Genomic DNA, 18,218 nt, shown 5'->3' with positions numbered 1-18,218 from the left:
ATCTAGCAAGCATAAGACTCCAATATTCACCTTGGCACAAAATTACACTCAATAAAATCATCCAAGTGGATAATTTACTGATTTCATGGCAGACGGTATTTTATACGGTATTAGCTCTGCTAGCAGACTTCCAAGAAAGTTAAATAGCTGAACAGCGCTTTTAATCGTATTATGATTGTTCCACTGTGTTACTTAAGCTACACAATTTTGAAGCTACCACTAAATTTTATGAATAAAAGAATTCAACGGCTAGAAGATGGTTTATTAGTAATGCTTTATGACGATGACCCAGATTCACCAGGAGATGAGTTGATTACTCCTTCTGATGATATATCCCAAGATGAGCATTACCCCGAATATGCTCATCTCAAACCTGGTGAAAGCATAATAATTAAGGAAAATCCTATCAAACCTACATCAGGTTCTTATTATCCAAGTGGATATGAAGATTTAGAGGAATTCCTCAATAGCGATCCTGGGGCAATTGATAGACTAGGTGATGAAAGTTCAACTAATCGTGGTTGGCGTCCACCTGAACCAGATGAATCTTGGTAAAACTACCTTAAGAGGCACGCATTAATAAGTTACCTTTTTGAATAACTGAAAACCTTGATTATCAGTTTTTTGATAAAGTAGGTAGGTTATTTCGGTGCAAATCCTTAAGCTCGATTTACCAAATTTTTTATGCTGATAACATTTTTGAATACGCTGTTTGCACAGGTAAATAAACTGTGAAGATACTACCTTTCCCAACAGTCGATGAAACAGAGATATTCCCTTGATGGGCTTCAACAATTTGACGGGACAAATATAATCCTAAACCGTTCCCCCGGCGTTGATGCTTGCCCTGTCGAAAGCGATCAAATAAGAGTAATTGTTCTTCTGGATTCATGCCAATACCTGTATCCTCTACTTCAATCGTTACCCCTTGAACAGTGGAATTGAGGCGAACTTCTACTGACCCAGCATCACAGAAGCGAATGGCGTTACCAACTAAGTTAGTCAGGAGTCGGCGTAGTTCCAGGCGATCACCTTTAACTCTAACTAAAGAAGCTTCAGTACCCTTTGTCAAGACAGCTTTGAGAGTTAAATGTTTAACATCGGCCAAAGGCATTAGTTCTTGCACTACTTGCTGACATAATTCCCACAGGTCAACTACAAAGAAATCCAAAGTTTTGCCTCCAGCTTCATACTGGTAAACTTCTAATAAGGTATCGACCATTGACAACAAAGTTTGGTTACTCTGAGCCATTTGTTCTAAAGATTCACGCATTGCTGATAAGGTATTGCCAAAAACACCTCTTTGCAGCAACTTTAGGAATTGGTCAGCAGCTATCAACGGAGTTCGCAGATCGTGAGTGAGGCGGGTCACAAAATCTTCCCGCCGCTGACTAAGGAATAGTTGTTCATCCATACTGTGTTTCAGTCTCAACAAAGCCCGCACCCTGGCCAGTAATTCCTTCTTATCTACCGGCTTGCAAATAAATTCATCTGCACCTGCATCTAAACCTTTGACGACACTTGATTTTTCAGAACCTGTCACCAGCAAAATTGGGATAAAAGGTAAGTTTGAATTGTGCTTAATTTGCCGAGTAACTTCATAGCCATCCATATCCGGCATCACCACATCTAGCAGTACCAAATCGGGAGGAGATTCGGCAATTTTTACCAATGCTTCAGCACCACTGTCGGCTATGATCACGTTGTATCCCTTCAGTTTTAAGGTGACTTGCAGCAAGCGGAGGCTGTCAGCTGAGTCATCCACCAGCAGAATTCTTTGGTTTCTTTGTTCTGAAGTTATATTCCAAGATAAAGTGTTCATAAAACGCCTTTAATAAACCTAATCCCTTCCGAGTAGAGAAATAGAGTAGTCAAGCTGAATTTCGTTGGGGAAAGTGTAATTTCAAGCGCCATGCTAACCACTACGCAGCGATGAAGATTTATCAGATTTTTCTAAAACTCAAGGCATTGGTCAACATAATTACTAATTCGTAATACTCGCCTCCAACGAGAAGCAAGCTACGTAATTGGTAATTAAGAAACTGGTTATAGTCTCCCATCTCTACAGGTCACAACCTTATGATTGAGGTCTAAATTTCCATGCATAACGTAATTACGAATTGTTAATCTGGCTATGTTATGTGTAAGAGCCAAGATTCTCGCTTAGAAATAAGCTACATCCTCCTCTAAGTGTGATGTGGACACAAGTCAGAATAAACTGTATTGGTTTCAGTTTAACTTCAGTGCTTTTATATTTTTTTATACTTTAGGAAGATTTTTTCAGAGAATTTTCAGATTAAACGATGTCCATTTTGAACACTGGAGCTTTTTCAACAGCTAGTTGAGATATGTAGCCCTTGATATATGAACTTTTGAACCAATACTGTAAAAACTACTGGTTTCAACCTGGATGAGGTTTAATAACATTGAAATGCCGCTTTGCATCTCAAGAGCCACATTTTGGCTAAATAGCTAAAATTTTTCGTCCAATGGAGTAATCCTTTCCTTGAAACCATATTCGACAGTTAAAAAAGTATAGTTACCAAGCTGCTGAGGTAAATGATGGTAGATATTCGAGTAGCAATTATTGAAGACCACAGCTTAACGCGGATTGGGATGCGTAGTTCTCTCAACGAGCAAGAAGGTATTCAAGTCGTGGGTGATGAAGCTACAGCCTCCAATGGGTTGAAACTGCTCCAAAGTACAAAACCAGACATAGCGATCGTTGATATTGGCTTGCCGGATAGAGACGGAATATGGCTGGTGCAGCAGTTTCGGGAATCTCTAGTGTCGGAAACAGCAGCACAGACAAAAGTAATGATGCTCACTTCGTTTGCCAAAGAGCAGATGGTACTGGCAGCGTTTGCAGCTGGGGCAGACTCTTACTGTGTGAAAACAATTAAGTTCGAGTTGTTGCTGGAAGCGCTGCATATCACCCATGAAGGTCAGTCTTGGATTGATCCAGCGATCGCTCGCATTGTTCTCAAGCATACTCGTCAAGGAGTGGCTGCTGCGGTAAAACCGAATACTACTCAAACGGTGACGATCTCTGCAATTGACCCAGAGCAAGCAAGCATTCTACAAGCAGATCCACTGACAAATCGGGAATTGGAAGTCTTGGAGTTAATTGTCCAAGGCTATAGCAATAACGAGATTGCCCAGAAACTCTATCTCAGCTTGGGAAGTGTAAAAGTATATGTGCGTGGGGTTTTGAACAAGCTTTGTGCAAGCGATCGCACCCAAGCAGCTGTATTAGCGTTGCGGGCTGGTTTGCTTAATTGAAGTCACTGTACAGAAGCAACTGTACAGTGCTTGGTTGTTAACTTGAGAGGGGAGCGATGTCTACGACGGGTTACGCCTACGCACAGGAGTGACTCAGGAGAATTGTCTGCATAATACTAACTTGCGTTGTATACAGGGATTTTCCGCTACCACTCTCTAAGTCGAAATAAGTAGCAAATCGTCGTAGTTTCCCCGCCGTCAGTTGTAATAAATAATCAAAGGCTTCCGCAGCAACTCGCTGGTTAATGCTCAAGGACTGGCTATTGAGCAAGGCCATTTGTTCACAGGACAAGTTGTTGTCTGCCAACTCTTCTGGTTGTGAAACCAGTAGATCGGGTTGCTGTATAGTTGGCGCAGGTAAGCGAAAGCAGCCTAAAGCCTCGAAATCATAGTCATTGGGGTTAGTAGACAGATGAGAACCTAATAGTACCTGACCACTACGTTTGGAGTTACCGCAATCCAAATGCCAAATGTGAGGCGCAGGGCGATGAGTGTTGTGCTGAAGTACTTGGGTAATTGACTGTCTTGCTTTGGCATTGTCCACACAGGCAGTGACAACAATCAGGGTATTGTAACTGGGGACAATCCATTTGGGTTGGAAAGGTTGAGCGATCGCTGTAACTTCCATCTTCCAAGCCAGAGAGTAGCGCAGCGCCAGGGTTTTGGCTTTGTTGAGTCCGATTTCTGCATCACAGAAGCACTGGCGGAAAACGTTAGCTGACTCAACATGATCCGGGTCAACAAAGTAGAGTTTCACCTGTTTACCTTGCTGAGAAAGAACTCTGCCTAACCGAACCAAAGAAGGAGCCAACCAAGAACCAGTGCCGCCACACCCAACTAGCCACAGTTCTATCTTCGAGTAGTTGACAGTCACGACAGGAGAAGCATTTGCCAAATCAAGATTTAGCTCCATAGTACGGTTGGTTAAGTTGATACAGGTATTGGTGAGGGGACAAGCATTTGCTAAATTGAAATTCACCTCCATAGCTTCTCCATCACATTTACAGGCGGTACATCGGTACTGTAAAATTTACAGCCAGATGAGAATGAGACATCAACCATAAAAAAGTCTCGGTCAATTTCAAACACTGCTCTAGCAGGTACATCCCAACAGTGGCGAAACAGTCCAACCCGGATTTTAATCTCTGGTTTCAGTGTATTAACTCTACCTAGTACCCCATAGATGCGAAAGCCAGATTCGTCAGCATTATCAGTGGTAGAGAAAAAGGCAGGTAAGGAACCGTGGGAATGGATGTCTACAGACGCTTTCTGGTAGGAAGAGTCACTCCCAGAATGAGTTGGTTGGCAGCTAGTTGGAGTTTGAATTTGCTCTGGGACTTGTAAATCCCAGTCTGCATCAGTACAGTGGAGGTGAAAGAGAATTTCATGGAATTGATTGCCAGCTTGATAACTCGACCGCCACATTTCCAGTAGTAGCGGTTTGGGAATTAAGGGAGTGACTTTGAGATAAGGTGTTAGGTGAGGTAGCCCTTTGATAGTTTGGGAACACAAGCAAATAGGCATTAATACCTCTATGCCAGGACGAATGGCTCTAGCAAAGATGCCATTTCCGGCATAAAGGTACTCTAGTCCACTGCTGGTGTGTGTTGGCAGAGATGAAGTTGTGACAAGTTTGTAACCAATAATGCCTTCAAGCAATGGGTTCATCGAGGATTTCCTGCACAAGCATAGCGACACTTTTTTGATTGCCGATAGGCACAAGGTCAGATACAGGATAGGTTGCGCGTCTACATCTTTTGTGCAGTTTTAGAAGTTGCTGGCGAACATCCTTGCGGTATTTTTGTGATTTACTTATTGTTAAATGATTGGTGAAAATACTGGAAATAAACAAATTCCAAGCATGGTTAATTGATAGACTATTAGCAGCAGGTGGTTCGTTCACTCCCCAACACACCTGTCCAGAACTGTAGACATTGGGTAGTGGCACATGAAAAGCTGGTGCTTGAGGAGTAAACTCCTGTTCTTGAATTGCCCAAACCCAATATTTTAATCCCTTGCCCACAAATACCATTGCAGGTAGGGGAACGGTTAAAGAACCAAGTTCATCGCAATTGATCGTATGAGTGGCTGGTGGGATAAATTTTACTAAATATGTGTCTGTACTGCCCGTACCCCAGCGCACAATTCCTGGTTCCATCCAACCAGTATCAATCGGTTCATTGCTAAAAGCAGTTCTCAGGGCTGCCGGTGAGATACATTTGTAAATATGAGCATCGGCAATTTCTTTGTCTCGGTGATGGAAGATGTAAATGCCATCTAAAAACAGCAATTCTGCTTGAATTACTGAAGATTTTCGGGGAGGGTCTGCCAAAATTGCTCGTAGAATTTCGCTGGATAGAATTGGTGTCGATGTAACGTCGATTAATGTGGTTTCAATGCTTGTTTCCATAGTTTTAGTAGGATTTGAGCATGAGATTTCAAGTCTGCTTCTAGCCAATCAATTAAGTTGGCTGCACAGTTCAGCATTCGGTTTGCTTGCTGCCATTTTCTGGTGAGCAAATCAATAGATGTTTTTGACCAAGGTAAAGAGGTGCAGTCAGGTTGGTAGTAATAATCGTCTGCGTGATCGATGTCAGTGTAGGTAATTTCATAAATTCCAAATTCACTATCAAACCAGTCGCTACCTTCTGGGTGTATGTCATCAAGCCAACGGCGACCATCATGGCTAAAGGGTAAAAGTAGCTGCCAACCATCTTTGAGATGTTCAATTTCTCCATCCATTGTCCAGTCAATACCCATTGGGGTAATAGGAATATTGTGCAATCTTTGTTCGTAGGCTGTTTCTACAGTCCAGTGGGATAACGGAAACAGATGAGTGTAAATCAGTACAATGAATTCCAGTTCTCTGGGACTATGGCAATCTACATCTGTAGGTGGGTAAATAGTGGCTTGGCTGGCTTTCCATTCAGTAGGAAAGTAGTGCTGATACAGTGCTAGTAAGGAGTAAATGTTGAGTTGGGTTTCCAGATAATCAAGTGATTCTGTGGCATCTAAGGTAAATTGGCACTGATAAAGACTATAAATTGCCTCTGCCATACTGAGGGGTACAAGGTGAGACATCTTTTAGTACAACTAGTTATTTATGGGGTCGGAATTGAATAACAAAGAGACAGAGGTAGGGTTTGGGGTCTACTTCAATCAAAATGCTAACTGCTGTAATGTGGACAATCATTTACCCCTCAAGTCAATTTCCAACTCCTTTTATCAGCACTCAAAAACCTTCAAGGATAACGCTAGATGTAGGAGTGCAGGCTGTTAGGGATTTTAGAGTTTGGTTGAGTGACTCAGAAAATTCTGTTCCAGCTGCGATCGCTTTTTCAATCTGGACTGATAGCTGTCCTGCATTTTGCCAGTCAATTCCAGTGATGACCTGACGTTGACGCATTTTGTAGCACATTTGGACTGCGGGGTTGATTTCTTCAGGAGCGACTATCAGGGAATCTAGAGAAGAAGTACCTTTTTTACCGGGCTTCTTGATGATGTGAATGGGTTCTCCTGGTTTACGCTCAATGTCTGCGTTTGCCAGTTCAGCGCAAAGAGGAGTGAAGGCATCCCGTAATAATTGGTCGTCAACCGCGATCGCTTCTGGAATCCAGTGTTGTTGACCTTCGTAGATAACAAGTAATTTGTTACTATTTGTAGTAGTCATGGCATTTAAAACAGTGAAATTTGCGTAGTATTACTGGCTGGTTTAGTAGTATCTGAGCTAGCAGTTTCAGTGCGAATTGGAGTCTGGGCAGTGGGCGGTTTATTGGTTTTGACAGCTTTAGTCTGGGCTATATTCCGGCGAATTTGGCGATTGGGAAAATCGGCTTTGAGTTCGTCCAGTAGTTGAACAATTGCAGGTGGTAAATCACCAAGTTCTTCTTGATTGAGCATGGTAACTACAGGGAAATCACCGTGGCTGCTGGCAGCAATCATTACAGGTCTATCTCCTGTTTGTTCTGTAGGTAGTAGCGTGATGACAATTTGAACTTTGCATTGCTCGAAAATAAATGGTTCTGGTTGATTTCCCTTGTTGGTAGCATATGTTTCTATGTCATCGTCGTATAACTGATGAGAGTCGATTTCATCTTCGGCGTAGCTATTCTCATCACTTACTGGTTCTAAAAGTTGCAAAAAGTTAGCTTTACCTGCACGCAAGCGTTCCCTGTCGAATAGCAATCCTAAAGCTTGGAATTGTTCTTCAGCAGTGGTTTTTCCCTGTTGTTCTGAAATGTAAGATTTTAAAGTTTCAGATGTAACAGTGAGGTTGGCTTTGACAATGGCCTGTTCTGGTGTTAGCCATTTTGCGGTCATAGCTTTTTTGGCCTTGTTAACTGGTGTGCAAGCGGTTGTGGCGATAGCCAGAAGTAGAAACTGTTTTTGAGAGTAGGTACTGCTAGACTAAAAACATATCCCCTTTGCTTTTCTCGACTGAGCCATGTCTACGGTAATTACCCAATCCCTGACTCTGGAGGAGTTTCTCAAGCTACCAGAAACAAAGCCTGCAAGCGTTTACATTAATGGTGAGATTATTCAAAAACCAATGCCAAAAGGGAAGCATAGCCGATTACAGTTAAGGCTGTGCAACAGTATCAATGATGTTGCCGAAAGCCTTCATGTTGCTTATGCCTTTCCAGAACTGCGCTGTAGTTTTGGTATCCGTTCAATAGTACCTGATGTAGCGGTTTTCAACTGGTCGCGTATTCCTTTTGCTGCTGATGGGGAGGCACCCAATGATTTTCTGCTTCCTCCAGACTGGACAATTGAAATTCTTTCCCCCGAACAAAGTTCAAATCGAGTTACAGGCAATATTCTCTATTGCTTAGATCATGGTTGCCAATTAGGTTGGTTGATAGACCCAGAAGATCGTTCCATTTTGGTCTTCCGTCCAAATCAGCAACCAGAACTTTTGCAGGGTGATGAGCGTTTGCCGGTGTTAGCCGGGATAAACTTGGAGTTAACTGTTGCGACTGTGTTTGGTTGGCTAAAAATGAGCAGTTAGAGAAACAGATGAAACACTATTTATTTTAGAAACCAGGCTTAATTAACTTACGTTTGAACATATTTCACTTTCCTAGTGCCAACCTACTTAAGTATCAAAAAATAGTTATAAGTAGCAGCCAACAAAACAGTAAAATCCCTGCTGCTGGCTGATAAATCAGTCAAAGCTATTGTTAAGTTAAAAGTGAGTCTTTGAAGTCGTGAATTGCCGTTGCTGTCAAAGCATAGATAACTCGGCGCTTACGTATGATGTGAGTGCCATCTACAGGAATACCTTTCTTCCAAGCAGCAATAATAGCTTTCTTATCTGCTGAATAAACAGTTTTTTCTCTGCGGTATTTTGGAGACAATTGTTCTGCATCTATCAGTACCTCACAACTTGGCGGATTTTCTTGAATTGTGATGCGAAGTGAATTACCAATCATTTGCTCAGGTAGAATTCCTGCGGCGGTTTGTTCTAAAATAGTTTCATCTAATTTTTGTCGCCAGCGTTCTAGTCTTAATAGTGCTGATTGATGTACAGCTTTTAGATGTTCTAGTCGTTGCTTAATAGCCACTATTTCAGCATCCAGTTGCAATGCTAATTCTGCTTGGATATCAACAACTTCTTCCTGAACTTCCTGAGTTTCCCAAATAGCGGTGATGATAGCAGCTTCTTCTTCAGGAGTCTGGCAATTAGTTAGCTGTTCCCAGAGATGAGCAGCAGTTTGGGAAAGTCCTGCTAAGGATTGTTGAGCGAGTGCTAAATTCATGACTACCACTCCTCACAAGCTTGGTAATATTCATATTCAGCTTCAATCTGTTCTAAGATAGCTATAGTGCTTGAATCTAAATTAGTATTGAAAGATAAATTGGAAGCATTTTCTTGTGTAGGCTGAAAATTTAAAATCGGAGGAGCAACAAAATTAGGTTTAAGTTTTGTTAAAATAGCTGTTAATTGTTGCATTGTTTTGGTTGTGTAACGCCATCAATTTTGGCGCGATAGCGCACCTATCTGTGTTGGTATTCTCCCAAGTTTTTAGGAATTAACTTAATTTCAGATTATTGTTATTTTGTCAATATCAAGCGTTAAAACTACAAATAGATATGAAGCTCATCAAAAAATCGGAAAAGCTACTCCAAGAAACAAAAATCATAGAGGAAACACAAGAATCAAATTTTCAAATTGACATTATTAACATACAAGAACCAATCGTTGAAGAACAGCCAGAAATAGGTGCAGGAAATAAGGAATCTAGCTATATTCCAGCGCGTGATAATCCTATAGTCCTTTCTGTTGGTAAGACCGGATGGCAAGTTTCTGATATTTGGAAGGATATTAGATTAGATAACTTCTAGTTATTGTCTTGATGTTGTTCTTCTTGATTGCTAAAAGTTTAACAAACGTGTGGTTATGTTTACTGGGTACTATCCAATTATTCTTTATCCACCACTAGTGAGACGTTTATACACTAAAGATTCTACAAGTCAGGAGCATTTGAAAGCTTCGTTTAAAGGATGCGTTCAATTACCAAATGGAAATGGTACGGCCAAGCAAGGTGTCAGTGAAAAGAAATTTTTTCGCCATTTACTGTGTGCTTTTCTAGAGAATCTTATCTGTCAAGCGGTGGAATTTGAAATTCCTGGTTCGTCTCGACGTTACTCGGCTGATTTTATCCTTTATCATCGATTTTCTGGGTTAACTCTCGATATTGAGATTGATGAACCTTATACTGGAGATACAGGTAAACCTCACCACTGTATTGATGTTGATGACGATAAAATCCGTAACCGTTTTTTCTTAGAGCGCAATTGGGGTGTAGTGAGATTTGCAGAAGTTCAGGTAGTGCGTCATCCTTGGAGTTGTTGTAAGGTGATCGCTCAAATCATCGCTCGGTTGACTGGAGATGATAGTGTATTCATATTATTGCAAAGATTGGCTGATGTTCCTTTACAAAAACAGTGGACAAAGCGTGAGGCTAGGCTGATGGCTAAGAACAATTATCGTCAGTCTTATTTACCAAAAATGGGAAAGTAAAACTAGAGATAGTACTTTCAATACTCATCTTTAATAGTCATATAGTCTCCCTGGAATAGGGCTACCGTGTACACACAAGTATTTTGGAGTTGTCCCACACCGTTTTAATCCTGTACAAAGATATGTGTACACGGTAAATTATGGGTAGAAATTGGAAGGGTATTACATCGATTTTGTCAATCTCTCGTTAATTAATCTTTTTGGTTTTCTTACGCATTGCTTTTTTGATTTGCGGTGTAACTTCCACTTACGAATGCTCATGACAATTGAGCCAAAGTCCCGACTGGCAAAAGCTGTTGTTTTATTCGCACTGTGCCAAATTGTATCTGCCTCAGTTGGTTCAAGTGGAGGTGTACAGCGATCGCAATATCGGTCAAATAGTTGGCGTGGTTCGGGATGATAAGCGATTCGGTTTCTAGTGAGTAAATTAGATGTACCTAGTAGGTTACGAGCTAATTTGTAGCCAGAATTGTTTCTGTTTCCCTCAGATTCGCCATAAGTTAGTAAAGTGCGATCGCTCAAAGTTAAACAAATAGATAAAGGAACAGACACTCCGCTAGCGCGTAGTTGTTTAAGAGATGAGCAATTATCTCTGGTTGTAGCTTGTATTACTGTCCCTCGTCGGCAATGCAAGGTTGAGCGAGGTGCAGTAATAGAATGTTGCAGTAACGCTGCTTGTGGGTCGATAACTTCTCCATTTTTCGCTCTTGTGAGAAGTTGTACCCACTTGCGCCAGCGTTGCTCAGAAAGTTCGTAGGGAAATAAGGCTGTAGAATCAAATGCGGTTTCTAGTTCTTCCACATTGTACTGACAGTTTGACCAATGCTCTAGGGTAATGGGGATGGTTGCACTCAATATTCCATCCACCACCCGTCTGCGAAGCATACCTGGCAGTCTCATGGAACGAGCTAAGTTGCAAATGGCTGGATCTGCGTTTTGGATAATCGTCAGTTGGCGATTGAGATACAGCCATTTAGCAGGATTCAAGGAATGGCTGCATTTAAAATAAACGTGCAGGGATTTCCCACCTGTGTAAACTACGGCGGCAGGTTCTAAGTTGATTTCATCCTTTAGCCAATCTACAGCTTGTCGCTGCTCATTCAACGCCAAATCATCAATTTCGTAGAATAAACATTGGCATTGACTAACGTGCTGATTGCTGATTCCCTTGTCTGATTGGTTGGGGTAAAAGCTGACTGTGGCACCAAGATATGACATTTTAAATGCCAATGCCCAACCATCAGCATAGCGTTTAGGTGTCAGTCGCCAGCAGGTATTGCCTTGTTTGTCTCGACCTCCTTTCGTACAGCAGTAGAGTTGAAATCCTTGCTGGGTGATTTTACCGCAGAGAATGTAGTGGGAGTAGACAAATTGACCATTGCGGCAGTAGTGATTCCAGTTTTTAGGTATCATTTCTGTGGGCAAGTCCCAAGAAATCCTGAGCCAAATTTTGGTTCCGGTGGTAAAGCCTATTTGTCTAAGAAATTTAATGGTTGTTTCTCTGGGATTGAAAGTCATTGCAGTTACGCCTAGAGAGTTTATCCCTCTCTAAGTGGCGTTAGCTGCACTAGAACCAACTTTTCCACATTTTACTTACATAAATTTTCACCTGAAACCTTTGATTGGCTTGGGTCACTCAGAAAAATTAGATTTGCTGCTTCTTAGCAACAAGTTCCTCTAGTTCAGTTATTCTCGCTTGCAATGCCGCCACTTCTTGTTCAGAATAGCGAATAGGAATGTGCTGTGGACAGTTCCAATTCCAAGCTTCAATGTGAAACAGAATCACTCGTTCCACTTCTGCTTCATAGTTAGGAAGTTTCAGGCTTTCAATTAGTTCACTATCATCTTCTACATACATAGCCCGCCCCCAAATTTTCAACCGTCGGCGATGGCGATAATCCATCAAAAACAAAAAAGCTTTGTCATTTTCGTCAAGATTACCAACGGTAACATATTGAACATTGCCTTTGAAGTCAGCAAATCCTAAAGTCTTTTCATCTACAGCTTTCAAAAACCCAGGTTGTCCACCACGAAATTGAATGTATGGATAACCATTAGAACCGACGGTTCCTAAATAAAAACCATCCATTTGGGCGATAAATTCCTCAATTTCTGGTGTGATGGTATCGTTAGAAGGCCCATTTTGTTCAAATCGAGCATAGGTCTGCCGTGAGCCACGTTGTTCTTGAGCAACTTTGACAGCAGGCGTGAAAGCAATTTGCGTAAATTTACGTGCCATATAACTCTTTATTTTTACATATCTAAAAACAGGGGAGAAGAGAAGGGAAAAAATTCCTCTGACTCTCTACCTTCTCCATCTAAACTGGGTGTTATTTGCCTATACCAAGGCAGGTGCTGCAATTCCTTGCATTCCTATAAAACCGGGAAGGGTCTTAACTCGCTCAATCCATGCCAGAATATGAGGATAAGAGTCAAGAGCAATTTTGCCATCTGGTGCTAAGGCAACATAGGGGAATACTGCTATATCTGCAATAGTTATCCGCTCGAACTCTAACCATTGGCGATCGCGCAAATGTTGGTTAAGTTGTGTAAGAATAAACTCTGCTTTTTGGTTAGCTCTGTCAATATCAATACTGGTGGCATTAAACAGATAGTACAAACGAGCCGATTCTGGCCCCTGACGCACTTCACCCGCAGTTGTAGATAGCCAACGTACAACTTGACTAAGTGAGACAGCATCCAGTGGCAACCATTGTTCACCACCATAACAACGAGCCAAATAAACCAAAATTGCCTGTGCGTCTTTTATAATTGTGTCGCCATCCACTAATACGGGAACTTGACCGAAGGGATTAAGCGACTGAAATTCAGAGGCTTTGTGTTCCCCTTTCAGCAAATCGACCTTAATCCATTCATGTTCAATGCCCAATAGTGATAGCAAGAGCTTGACCTTATAGCTGTTACCAGAGAGTTCGTGACCATAAAGCTTAATCATTGGTTAATCCTCAATATTCTGTAAAAAGAAGCACTGTTAAGCTAAAAATTAGCGGTCTAACGGGAATAAGAACGACAGCAATCAGAGATAGTCACGGCAAGTTGATTTCTCCCGTTGTCAACTGACACCTCTTGCGATTCGAGATGCTGCATAGACATCCCTGCAAATTAAGGAATTGGTACAGTTATTTTGTACCAAGCGTTCGGTACAAAATAACTGTACCAATCGTTCGGTATAATGTCAAGAGATGAGATTTCAATTTCTGTAAATGGCAAAAGATACTTATATTCCCTGCTTGCTACAACTGTTTCGACAGTATGGTTACGATGGGGCGACTTTATCGAAAATTTCACAAGCGACAGGTTTGGGGAAAGCCAGTCTCTACCATCACTTCCCCAGCGGGAAGGATGAAATGGTGACGGCGGTGTTGGATTTTATGGAATGTTGGTTGGAGGAACACATTTTACAGATACTTCGCGGTGGAGGGGATGCGCTCACTCGGTTGACTAAGATGTGTGAGCAGATTAACGAGCTATATGAAGGCGGACAACAACCCTGTATGTGTGCCATCTTGTTGATGGGGTCAGCACGAGATATCTTTCATACCAAGGTGCAAACACTATTACGAACCTGGATTGATGAAATAGCAACTGTTTTGAGGGTAGCCGGATTAGATGAGACGCTGGCTCATGAGCGTGGGGAAGATGCTGCTATTGCCATTCAAGGCGCTCTGATTGTGGCGCAGGGTTTGGATGATGTGGCTCCTTTTGTCCGTGTGATGAAACAATTGCCACAACAACTGTGCCAAGATTTGTAGGAGAGTGATTACACAGTTCATACCAAATATTTGAAAATAGGTCTGTCCGATTCCGTTTTCCCAGGGATTTCAGATCGGGGTGACAACTATATATTTACAACATCTACTGGGAAGCGATAGCCATTTGGTATGGCAATGAAAATATTACAGGTGTTGTTCAAATTTTCATCTGAGCGTGTCGGTTCATGAAGCCCTAAATGCTGACAGACAACATCCAAACTACTATCTCGCCGATAACCACGACCACGCAAATCTTTTGAGTAAGCTACTGGCATTGAATTTGACAATCACTATCTCTTTAGCTTACCGTTTCTTGTAGTTCAATTACCTGAAAATTGCTGTAATGATAACTGATATCAAAGTTCCCAACCTTGAAGCTCTGGTATTCGGCTTTGGTTGGGTTGCGAGTGATTGTTAGTTAGCATCCCATTCCAACCAGCTTCACCGGGAGAAACTTTTTTGGCTTGAGGTAGTTCAGCTAGTATCTCAGCTATCAAGTCCTCAACTTTCTCATTATCTTTAAAAGCGATGACCACTGTATCGATCGCTCGCAAAAATTCTAGAGGTAATTGCTCACTATCGCCTACACTCCAATATAATGTAGGTTTGCGCTTTTCTTTGTCAACAGTTGATTCTAAGGCAATGACAGAGAGAACTTCAATCGGGTCACTTAGTAGCACTGCTCTTTCTACTGTGGCATCTGTAGCAATCCAAAAACTACCGTTTTTTGTCCGTTCAGAGTTAAGGGGAATAGCAGTGAAGTTACCTGCTGGTTCTAGCTGCTTGGCAAGAGTTGGAAGATCATCGAGTGTGCGTTCCACAAATATTGCTTGACCTGTTTGACTTGCATAGAGCCAACCCTTTTCATACAGTTCTGTGAGCAGAGAATTGGGTAAATTGTACTGCTGGCTTAAGTTTAGGCGTATTTGCTCCCAGTTTGTTGGTTGTGGTATAGGCAAGGAGTTTGTTTGAGTAACTGCTGGCGTAGGATTTTCAACAGCTTGCTCCATCAGTTTTTGGATGCGTTTGTCATCCCGCTTGGGATTGTAGTTTACACCTCGATGCTTTTGTAAACCAGGAAAGGTATATGCTTTACCAAGATGCGTACCACTAAAAGCCACACCATCAAGTTGGTAACTAATGCCTTTGACAATGCCTGTGCGAGTATAAACAACGCGGATATTAATACCTTGTTGTTGCTCTCGCTCTATTAACTCTGGCATAGTGGGATGGTCGTGGGTTGCTTGGTCGAGCGATCGCTGGAGTCTCACTCTAACGCTTTCCTCTCCAGTTCTGGCAATGTGCCTACGTTCGCCAGTAGTTGGACTGTGCTTATCTTTTTCCCAACTTGGTTGCACCGATTGCAAATTGTATTCCTGCTCCAATTTACGAATTACCGCTTCACTTCTGCGATCGTCCCAGCTATCAGAAACTGTAGTGCCATCTAATTGAATGCGGCTGGCAGCAATATGTATGTGTTCATGAGTCCGGTCAGTATGCCGCACTACGACATATTGGTTCATATCAAAACCCATTGCTTGCAGATACTTCTGGGCGATTTCATCCCAAGTATCATCATCTAAACTCTCTTTGTGGGCCAAACTGAGAGAAGCGTGATAAACAACCCTGTTCACCTTCGGGTTTAATCTTCGAGATATACCGAATTCAGCTGCTAATTCCCGTGGGTTTGTTCCTTCCATATTCCCACCGATTTGTCTTGCTCCATCTTTGCCAAAGAGGTAGTTTAGCAGTCCCCGAAAACTTTTACCTTTGATGTGCTTGCCAATCATGCTTCATCTTGTAAATCAGTGATTAAATCAATTTCAGCAATCTCTCGCCGCACCTGTTTCACCAAATCTCTTACCTGTGACAACAATGCTCTATCTACGACTACAGGTTCTCCCATGAGTACTGAAGTATTGATTGCTTTAGCTATTTGGTTGAGATTGTTACCTATTTTCCCCAACTCCCAGTAAGTTTGGCCTGCTACTTTGGTGACACGCCTGGGCAATTTATTTTTCAGAGTCTTGGCACGAAACAACTCACTCATAGTGAGATTATTTTCATCTGCCATTAGCTGTGCTTTCTCGTATTCTGGCAAAGTCAGTCTAATGTCTATCCTGTGTGAGCGTTTTTGTCGCATTATTGATGCATTAGTCATTAGCTGTTTTAAGTTTGACGACAGCACTATCATTTGTCATTGACCAAGCGGTTACTTACGATTCTGGTTCGATGCCAAGATGCGATGCGAGATAATGAAATGCGATCGCCTACGGCGGAGCATAGCCCATCGCGCAATTAAAAAGCTAATTTGCCCAAACCTTGAAGAAATTTTCCAGGCTGAACTCCTAAAAAGAATTTTCGTATTATCTTCCCCTCTGTCACGGTGGTTGACCTACTTAGGTAGGGGAACCGTGAAAAGAGGGCAAGTTTGTTGCCGCACCTGGGGGGTGCGTTTTTTCTCTTGAGAAAAAATGTCCGGACAGCAACATAGCTTGCTACTCACCAAAGGTTTTTTTGGACTACTCAAATTAAAAACATCAGTGGCATTGAGTTGGCATTTAAGCGGCACTGAATTGGCATTTTTTGACCATTTTATTGTCAACAAGCTTAGTTCTTGATAAGAAAAATATATACATAATGTATGCAGTGGCGTTGAATTGGCTCTCAATTGGGATTAAATTGGCACTCAAGTGACGCTTAAGTGGCGTTGAATTGGCATTTGAGTGGCGTATTTTTGAATTCAATAGCATAAAAATAACTACTTGAGAAAATGCACCAAAAAAATAACCAATGGGCTAATTTTTCGCCTGATAAAAATGGTCAGTGGGTAGATTGGCATGATTTATATTTGCACTTAAGTTAAAGGAAAGCTTTTAGGTAAACCACAGTCAATGTCAAACTTGATAGTTAGTTTTGACCCTGGTGCTTCCTTGACCAAGATTGTTTACGAACTAGCAACTGAAGGCAAACCATGTTTGATGACAATGGAACCAGAGATGCTGAAGTTGCCTCAAAGTTCGATTGACGCTTATATGTCGAGTCGCAAGGGTCTGGAATCTCCTAAACCAGTAGATGAAGCCTGGGTGTCAAGTCCTGCGGATGGTGATACACAATGTACGGTAGTTGGATTTCTGGCACGGCAGTTTTCAGCATCTGCCAGACTCGATAAGCTCAAGTACGAAACCTCAATTCACAAAGCCTTGGCGGTTATTGGTGCGATCGCTCAACATAACAAATTACCTAACAGGTTTTCACTATCACTCACCTCACTACTGCCCTATGGTGAATATCAAAATCGCCAAGCATTTGAGCAACAATTACAGTCTGCACTCAAGGATTTTAGATTTCGGGGTCAAAGGTTGCGAGTGAAACTGGAGCGATTCGAGTGCTTACCCGAAGGTGCGGGATTGGCAATGATTCGCCAACGCCAGAATGGTAAAGAATGGTTTAACGCCCAAACCATTGCAGTGCTAATGTTCGGGCATCGCAATACCAGCCTTCTATTATTTGAACGGGGCAAGATGACGGCGGGTTACACCAATGGGCTGGGCTTTCACCAAATGGTAAAGCGAGTAATTGAGCGCACATCTGGACAGGATGCCACTGCTTTGACCTCTGCCATCTATGCAGCCGGTTCAGATATCACAGCTAATAACCAAGCAATTCGCACTCTGGTCAAAAGCAGAGAACCTAAAAATATTGATTATGAATTGCAGATGATTGTTAATGCCATTGCTACTGCTAAAGCTGAGTATTGGTCTAGGCTTTACGATTGGCTGGAATCAACTTTACCTGCGGTGAACGAGGTGATTTTGAGTGGTGGCGCAGCATTGTACTTAGAGCAAGAGTTACAAGAGTGCTTTCAAGAAATTTCAACTTATTGGGGTGCTGACTTACAGCAACAGGTACAAGAAGTATTCAAGGATAAAAGTAATGATTATTGCCATACTTTCCGAGAGCAGGAAGCTTTGTCATTTAGGTTGATTGATGCGTTTGGTTTGTTTATGCGGTTTAGAGCGCAAATCGAGAAGGTAGCATGACTACAAATAGTGCGATTCGTTGATTAGTGAATCACGGTAATCAGTCCGGCGCGACCTGAAAAGGTCGTTTAGGAAGCAGAGCCTTCTCTGCCAAGG

General features: G+C 42.0%; 22 protein-coding genes. 7 read left to right on the top strand and 15 right to left on the bottom strand.

The features are described 5' to 3' along the window. The first annotated feature begins 228 nt into the window (after positions 1-228). Positions 229-555 (top strand): hypothetical protein, encoded by a 327-nt coding sequence (locus RMY63_RS35295; protein WP_322733152.1) that lies wholly within the window; start codon positions 229-231, stop codon positions 553-555. A gap of 127 nt (positions 556-682) precedes the next feature. Here RMY63_RS35295 and RMY63_RS35290 read toward each other — a convergent pair whose 3' ends face one another. Next, the gene (locus tag RMY63_RS35290; RefSeq protein ID WP_322733151.1) at positions 683-1,822 is read right to left on the bottom strand and encodes a hybrid sensor histidine kinase/response regulator; all 1,140 of its coding nucleotides are present in this window, start codon (positions 1,820-1,822) and stop codon (positions 683-685) included. 740 nt (positions 1,823-2,562) lie between these two features. On the opposite strand from RMY63_RS35290, the gene RMY63_RS35285 reads away from it, so the two are divergent. After that, complete coding sequence (locus RMY63_RS35285; RefSeq protein ID WP_322733163.1) at positions 2,563-3,282, top strand: response regulator transcription factor; 720 nt, start codon at positions 2,563-2,565, stop codon at positions 3,280-3,282. Between the two features lie 76 nt (positions 3,283-3,358). Here the strand turns inward: RMY63_RS35285 and RMY63_RS35280 are convergent, their stop codons facing one another. From RMY63_RS35280 to RMY63_RS35255, 6 genes are all read right to left on the bottom strand, one after another. After that, positions 3,359-4,267: a ThiF family adenylyltransferase gene (locus RMY63_RS35280; RefSeq protein WP_322733150.1), complete on the bottom strand. Its 909-nt coding sequence runs from the start codon at positions 4,265-4,267 to the stop codon at positions 3,359-3,361. Next, complete coding sequence (locus RMY63_RS35275) at positions 4,258-4,950, bottom strand: hypothetical protein (protein WP_322733149.1); 693 nt, start codon at positions 4,948-4,950, stop codon at positions 4,258-4,260. The genes RMY63_RS35280 and RMY63_RS35275 overlap by 10 nt, the downstream gene beginning before the upstream one ends. Then, complete coding sequence (locus tag RMY63_RS35270) at positions 4,934-5,692, bottom strand: hypothetical protein (protein WP_322733148.1); 759 nt, start codon at positions 5,690-5,692, stop codon at positions 4,934-4,936. Before RMY63_RS35270 ends, RMY63_RS35275 begins: the two co-directional genes overlap by 17 nt. Continuing rightward, the gene (locus RMY63_RS35265; protein WP_322733147.1) at positions 5,665-6,363 is read right to left on the bottom strand and encodes a hypothetical protein; all 699 of its coding nucleotides are present in this window, start codon (positions 6,361-6,363) and stop codon (positions 5,665-5,667) included. Before RMY63_RS35265 ends, RMY63_RS35270 begins: the two co-directional genes overlap by 28 nt. 151 nt (positions 6,364-6,514) lie before the next feature. Then, the gene (locus tag RMY63_RS35260) at positions 6,515-6,952 is read right to left on the bottom strand and encodes a hypothetical protein (protein WP_322733146.1); all 438 of its coding nucleotides are present in this window, start codon (positions 6,950-6,952) and stop codon (positions 6,515-6,517) included. A 5-nt stretch (positions 6,953-6,957) separates the two neighbouring features. Continuing rightward, complete coding sequence (locus RMY63_RS35255; protein ID WP_322733145.1) at positions 6,958-7,602, bottom strand: hypothetical protein; 645 nt, start codon at positions 7,600-7,602, stop codon at positions 6,958-6,960. A 124-nt stretch (positions 7,603-7,726) separates the two neighbouring features. On the opposite strand from RMY63_RS35255, the gene RMY63_RS35250 reads away from it, so the two are divergent. Beyond that, positions 7,727-8,290: a Uma2 family endonuclease gene (locus RMY63_RS35250; protein WP_322733144.1), complete on the top strand. Its 564-nt coding sequence runs from the start codon at positions 7,727-7,729 to the stop codon at positions 8,288-8,290. A gap of 172 nt (positions 8,291-8,462) precedes the next feature. Here RMY63_RS35250 and RMY63_RS35245 read toward each other — a convergent pair whose 3' ends face one another. Then, a complete protein-coding gene (locus RMY63_RS35245) occupies positions 8,463-9,041 on the bottom strand; it encodes a siphovirus Gp157 family protein (protein ID WP_273770231.1) in 579 nt (192 codons plus the stop codon). Between the two features lie 2 nt (positions 9,042-9,043). Continuing rightward, entirely contained in the window at positions 9,044-9,235 is a 192-nt protein-coding gene (locus RMY63_RS35240; RefSeq protein ID WP_322733143.1) for a hypothetical protein, read from the bottom strand. Positions 9,236-9,375: 140 nt separating this feature from the next. On the opposite strand from RMY63_RS35240, the gene RMY63_RS35235 reads away from it, so the two are divergent. Both RMY63_RS35235 and RMY63_RS35230 read left to right on the top strand, forming a co-directional pair. Next, the gene (locus RMY63_RS35235) at positions 9,376-9,627 is read left to right on the top strand and encodes a hypothetical protein (RefSeq protein WP_322733142.1); all 252 of its coding nucleotides are present in this window, start codon (positions 9,376-9,378) and stop codon (positions 9,625-9,627) included. 55 nt (positions 9,628-9,682) lie between these two features. Continuing rightward, positions 9,683-10,306, top strand: a complete 624-nt coding sequence (locus tag RMY63_RS35230; protein ID WP_322733141.1) for a hypothetical protein — start codon at positions 9,683-9,685, stop codon at positions 10,304-10,306. A 162-nt stretch (positions 10,307-10,468) separates the two neighbouring features. Here RMY63_RS35230 and RMY63_RS35225 read toward each other — a convergent pair whose 3' ends face one another. From RMY63_RS35225 to RMY63_RS35215, 3 genes are all read right to left on the bottom strand, one after another. Beyond that, complete coding sequence (locus RMY63_RS35225) at positions 10,469-11,824, bottom strand: hypothetical protein (RefSeq protein WP_322733140.1); 1,356 nt, start codon at positions 11,822-11,824, stop codon at positions 10,469-10,471. Positions 11,825-11,951: 127 nt separating this feature from the next. Continuing rightward, positions 11,952-12,545 (bottom strand): pyridoxamine 5'-phosphate oxidase family protein, encoded by a 594-nt coding sequence (locus RMY63_RS35220; protein WP_322733139.1) that lies wholly within the window; start codon positions 12,543-12,545, stop codon positions 11,952-11,954. 99 nt (positions 12,546-12,644) lie between these two features. Beyond that, the gene (locus RMY63_RS35215; protein ID WP_228675027.1) at positions 12,645-13,262 is read right to left on the bottom strand and encodes a glutathione S-transferase family protein; all 618 of its coding nucleotides are present in this window, start codon (positions 13,260-13,262) and stop codon (positions 12,645-12,647) included. 268 nt (positions 13,263-13,530) lie between these two features. Here RMY63_RS35215 and RMY63_RS35210 point away from each other — a divergent pair, with 268 nt between their 5' ends. Beyond that, positions 13,531-14,079: a TetR/AcrR family transcriptional regulator gene (locus tag RMY63_RS35210; RefSeq protein ID WP_322733138.1), complete on the top strand. Its 549-nt coding sequence runs from the start codon at positions 13,531-13,533 to the stop codon at positions 14,077-14,079. Between the two features lie 86 nt (positions 14,080-14,165). Here the strand turns inward: RMY63_RS35210 and RMY63_RS35205 are convergent, their stop codons facing one another. The 3 genes from RMY63_RS35205 to RMY63_RS35195 form a co-directional block, all read right to left on the bottom strand. Continuing rightward, positions 14,166-14,354, bottom strand: coding sequence for a hypothetical protein (locus tag RMY63_RS35205; RefSeq protein ID WP_322733137.1), 189 nt, complete (start codon positions 14,352-14,354; stop codon positions 14,166-14,168). A gap of 81 nt (positions 14,355-14,435) precedes the next feature. Continuing rightward, positions 14,436-15,869 carry a relaxase/mobilization nuclease domain-containing protein gene (locus RMY63_RS35200; RefSeq protein WP_322733136.1) on the bottom strand — a complete coding sequence of 478 codons (1,434 nt, stop codon included), beginning with the start codon at positions 15,867-15,869 and terminating at the stop codon, positions 14,436-14,438. Continuing rightward, positions 15,866-16,240: a plasmid mobilization protein gene (locus tag RMY63_RS35195; protein ID WP_322733135.1), complete on the bottom strand. Its 375-nt coding sequence runs from the start codon at positions 16,238-16,240 to the stop codon at positions 15,866-15,868. Before RMY63_RS35195 ends, RMY63_RS35200 begins: the two co-directional genes overlap by 4 nt. Positions 16,241-16,973: 733 nt before the next feature. Here RMY63_RS35195 and RMY63_RS35190 point away from each other — a divergent pair. Then, complete coding sequence (locus tag RMY63_RS35190) at positions 16,974-18,122, top strand: ParM/StbA family protein (RefSeq protein WP_322733134.1); 1,149 nt, start codon at positions 16,974-16,976, stop codon at positions 18,120-18,122. Positions 18,123-18,218 lie beyond the last annotated feature (96 nt).

Source organism: Nostoc sp. ChiQUE01b, from assembly GCF_034531255.1.
Taxonomy (GTDB): Bacteria; Cyanobacteriota; Cyanobacteriia; order Cyanobacteriales; family Nostocaceae; genus Nostoc.
The sequence above is the reverse complement of the archived record's forward strand: the minus strand, read 5'-3'. Positions and strand labels throughout refer to the sequence as shown.

Excerpts from the sequence above, each read along its gene's own strand:
- RMY63_RS35295 (WP_322733152.1), top strand. The coding sequence starts at position 229 with ATGAATAAAAGAATTCAACGGCTAGAAGATGGTTTATTAGTAATGCTT.
- RMY63_RS35290 (WP_322733151.1), bottom strand. The coding sequence starts at position 1,822 with ATGAACACTTTATCTTGGAATATAACTTCAGAACAAAGAAACCAAAGA.
- RMY63_RS35285 (WP_322733163.1), top strand. The coding sequence starts at position 2,563 with ATGGTAGATATTCGAGTAGCAATTATTGAAGACCACAGCTTAACGCGG.
- RMY63_RS35280 (WP_322733150.1), bottom strand. The coding sequence starts at position 4,267 with ATGGAGGTGAATTTCAATTTAGCAAATGCTTGTCCCCTCACCAATACC.
- RMY63_RS35275 (WP_322733149.1), bottom strand. The coding sequence starts at position 4,950 with ATGAACCCATTGCTTGAAGGCATTATTGGTTACAAACTTGTCACAACT.
- RMY63_RS35270 (WP_322733148.1), bottom strand. The coding sequence starts at position 5,692 with ATGGAAACAAGCATTGAAACCACATTAATCGACGTTACATCGACACCA.
- RMY63_RS35265 (WP_322733147.1), bottom strand. The coding sequence starts at position 6,363 with ATGTCTCACCTTGTACCCCTCAGTATGGCAGAGGCAATTTATAGTCTT.
- RMY63_RS35260 (WP_322733146.1), bottom strand. The coding sequence starts at position 6,952 with ATGACTACTACAAATAGTAACAAATTACTTGTTATCTACGAAGGTCAA.
- RMY63_RS35255 (WP_322733145.1), bottom strand. The coding sequence starts at position 7,602 with ATGACCGCAAAATGGCTAACACCAGAACAGGCCATTGTCAAAGCCAAC.
- RMY63_RS35250 (WP_322733144.1), top strand. The coding sequence starts at position 7,727 with ATGTCTACGGTAATTACCCAATCCCTGACTCTGGAGGAGTTTCTCAAG.
- RMY63_RS35245 (WP_273770231.1), bottom strand. The coding sequence starts at position 9,041 with ATGAATTTAGCACTCGCTCAACAATCCTTAGCAGGACTTTCCCAAACT.
- RMY63_RS35240 (WP_322733143.1), bottom strand. The coding sequence starts at position 9,235 with ATGCAACAATTAACAGCTATTTTAACAAAACTTAAACCTAATTTTGTT.
- RMY63_RS35235 (WP_322733142.1), top strand. The coding sequence starts at position 9,376 with ATGAAGCTCATCAAAAAATCGGAAAAGCTACTCCAAGAAACAAAAATC.
- RMY63_RS35230 (WP_322733141.1), top strand. The coding sequence starts at position 9,683 with ATGTTTACTGGGTACTATCCAATTATTCTTTATCCACCACTAGTGAGA.
- RMY63_RS35225 (WP_322733140.1), bottom strand. The coding sequence starts at position 11,824 with ATGACTTTCAATCCCAGAGAAACAACCATTAAATTTCTTAGACAAATA.
- RMY63_RS35220 (WP_322733139.1), bottom strand. The coding sequence starts at position 12,545 with ATGGCACGTAAATTTACGCAAATTGCTTTCACGCCTGCTGTCAAAGTT.
- RMY63_RS35215 (WP_228675027.1), bottom strand. The coding sequence starts at position 13,262 with ATGATTAAGCTTTATGGTCACGAACTCTCTGGTAACAGCTATAAGGTC.
- RMY63_RS35210 (WP_322733138.1), top strand. The coding sequence starts at position 13,531 with ATGGCAAAAGATACTTATATTCCCTGCTTGCTACAACTGTTTCGACAG.
- RMY63_RS35205 (WP_322733137.1), bottom strand. The coding sequence starts at position 14,354 with ATGCCAGTAGCTTACTCAAAAGATTTGCGTGGTCGTGGTTATCGGCGA.
- RMY63_RS35200 (WP_322733136.1), bottom strand. The coding sequence starts at position 15,869 with ATGATTGGCAAGCACATCAAAGGTAAAAGTTTTCGGGGACTGCTAAAC.
- RMY63_RS35195 (WP_322733135.1), bottom strand. The coding sequence starts at position 16,240 with ATGACTAATGCATCAATAATGCGACAAAAACGCTCACACAGGATAGAC.
- RMY63_RS35190 (WP_322733134.1), top strand. The coding sequence starts at position 16,974 with ATGTCAAACTTGATAGTTAGTTTTGACCCTGGTGCTTCCTTGACCAAG.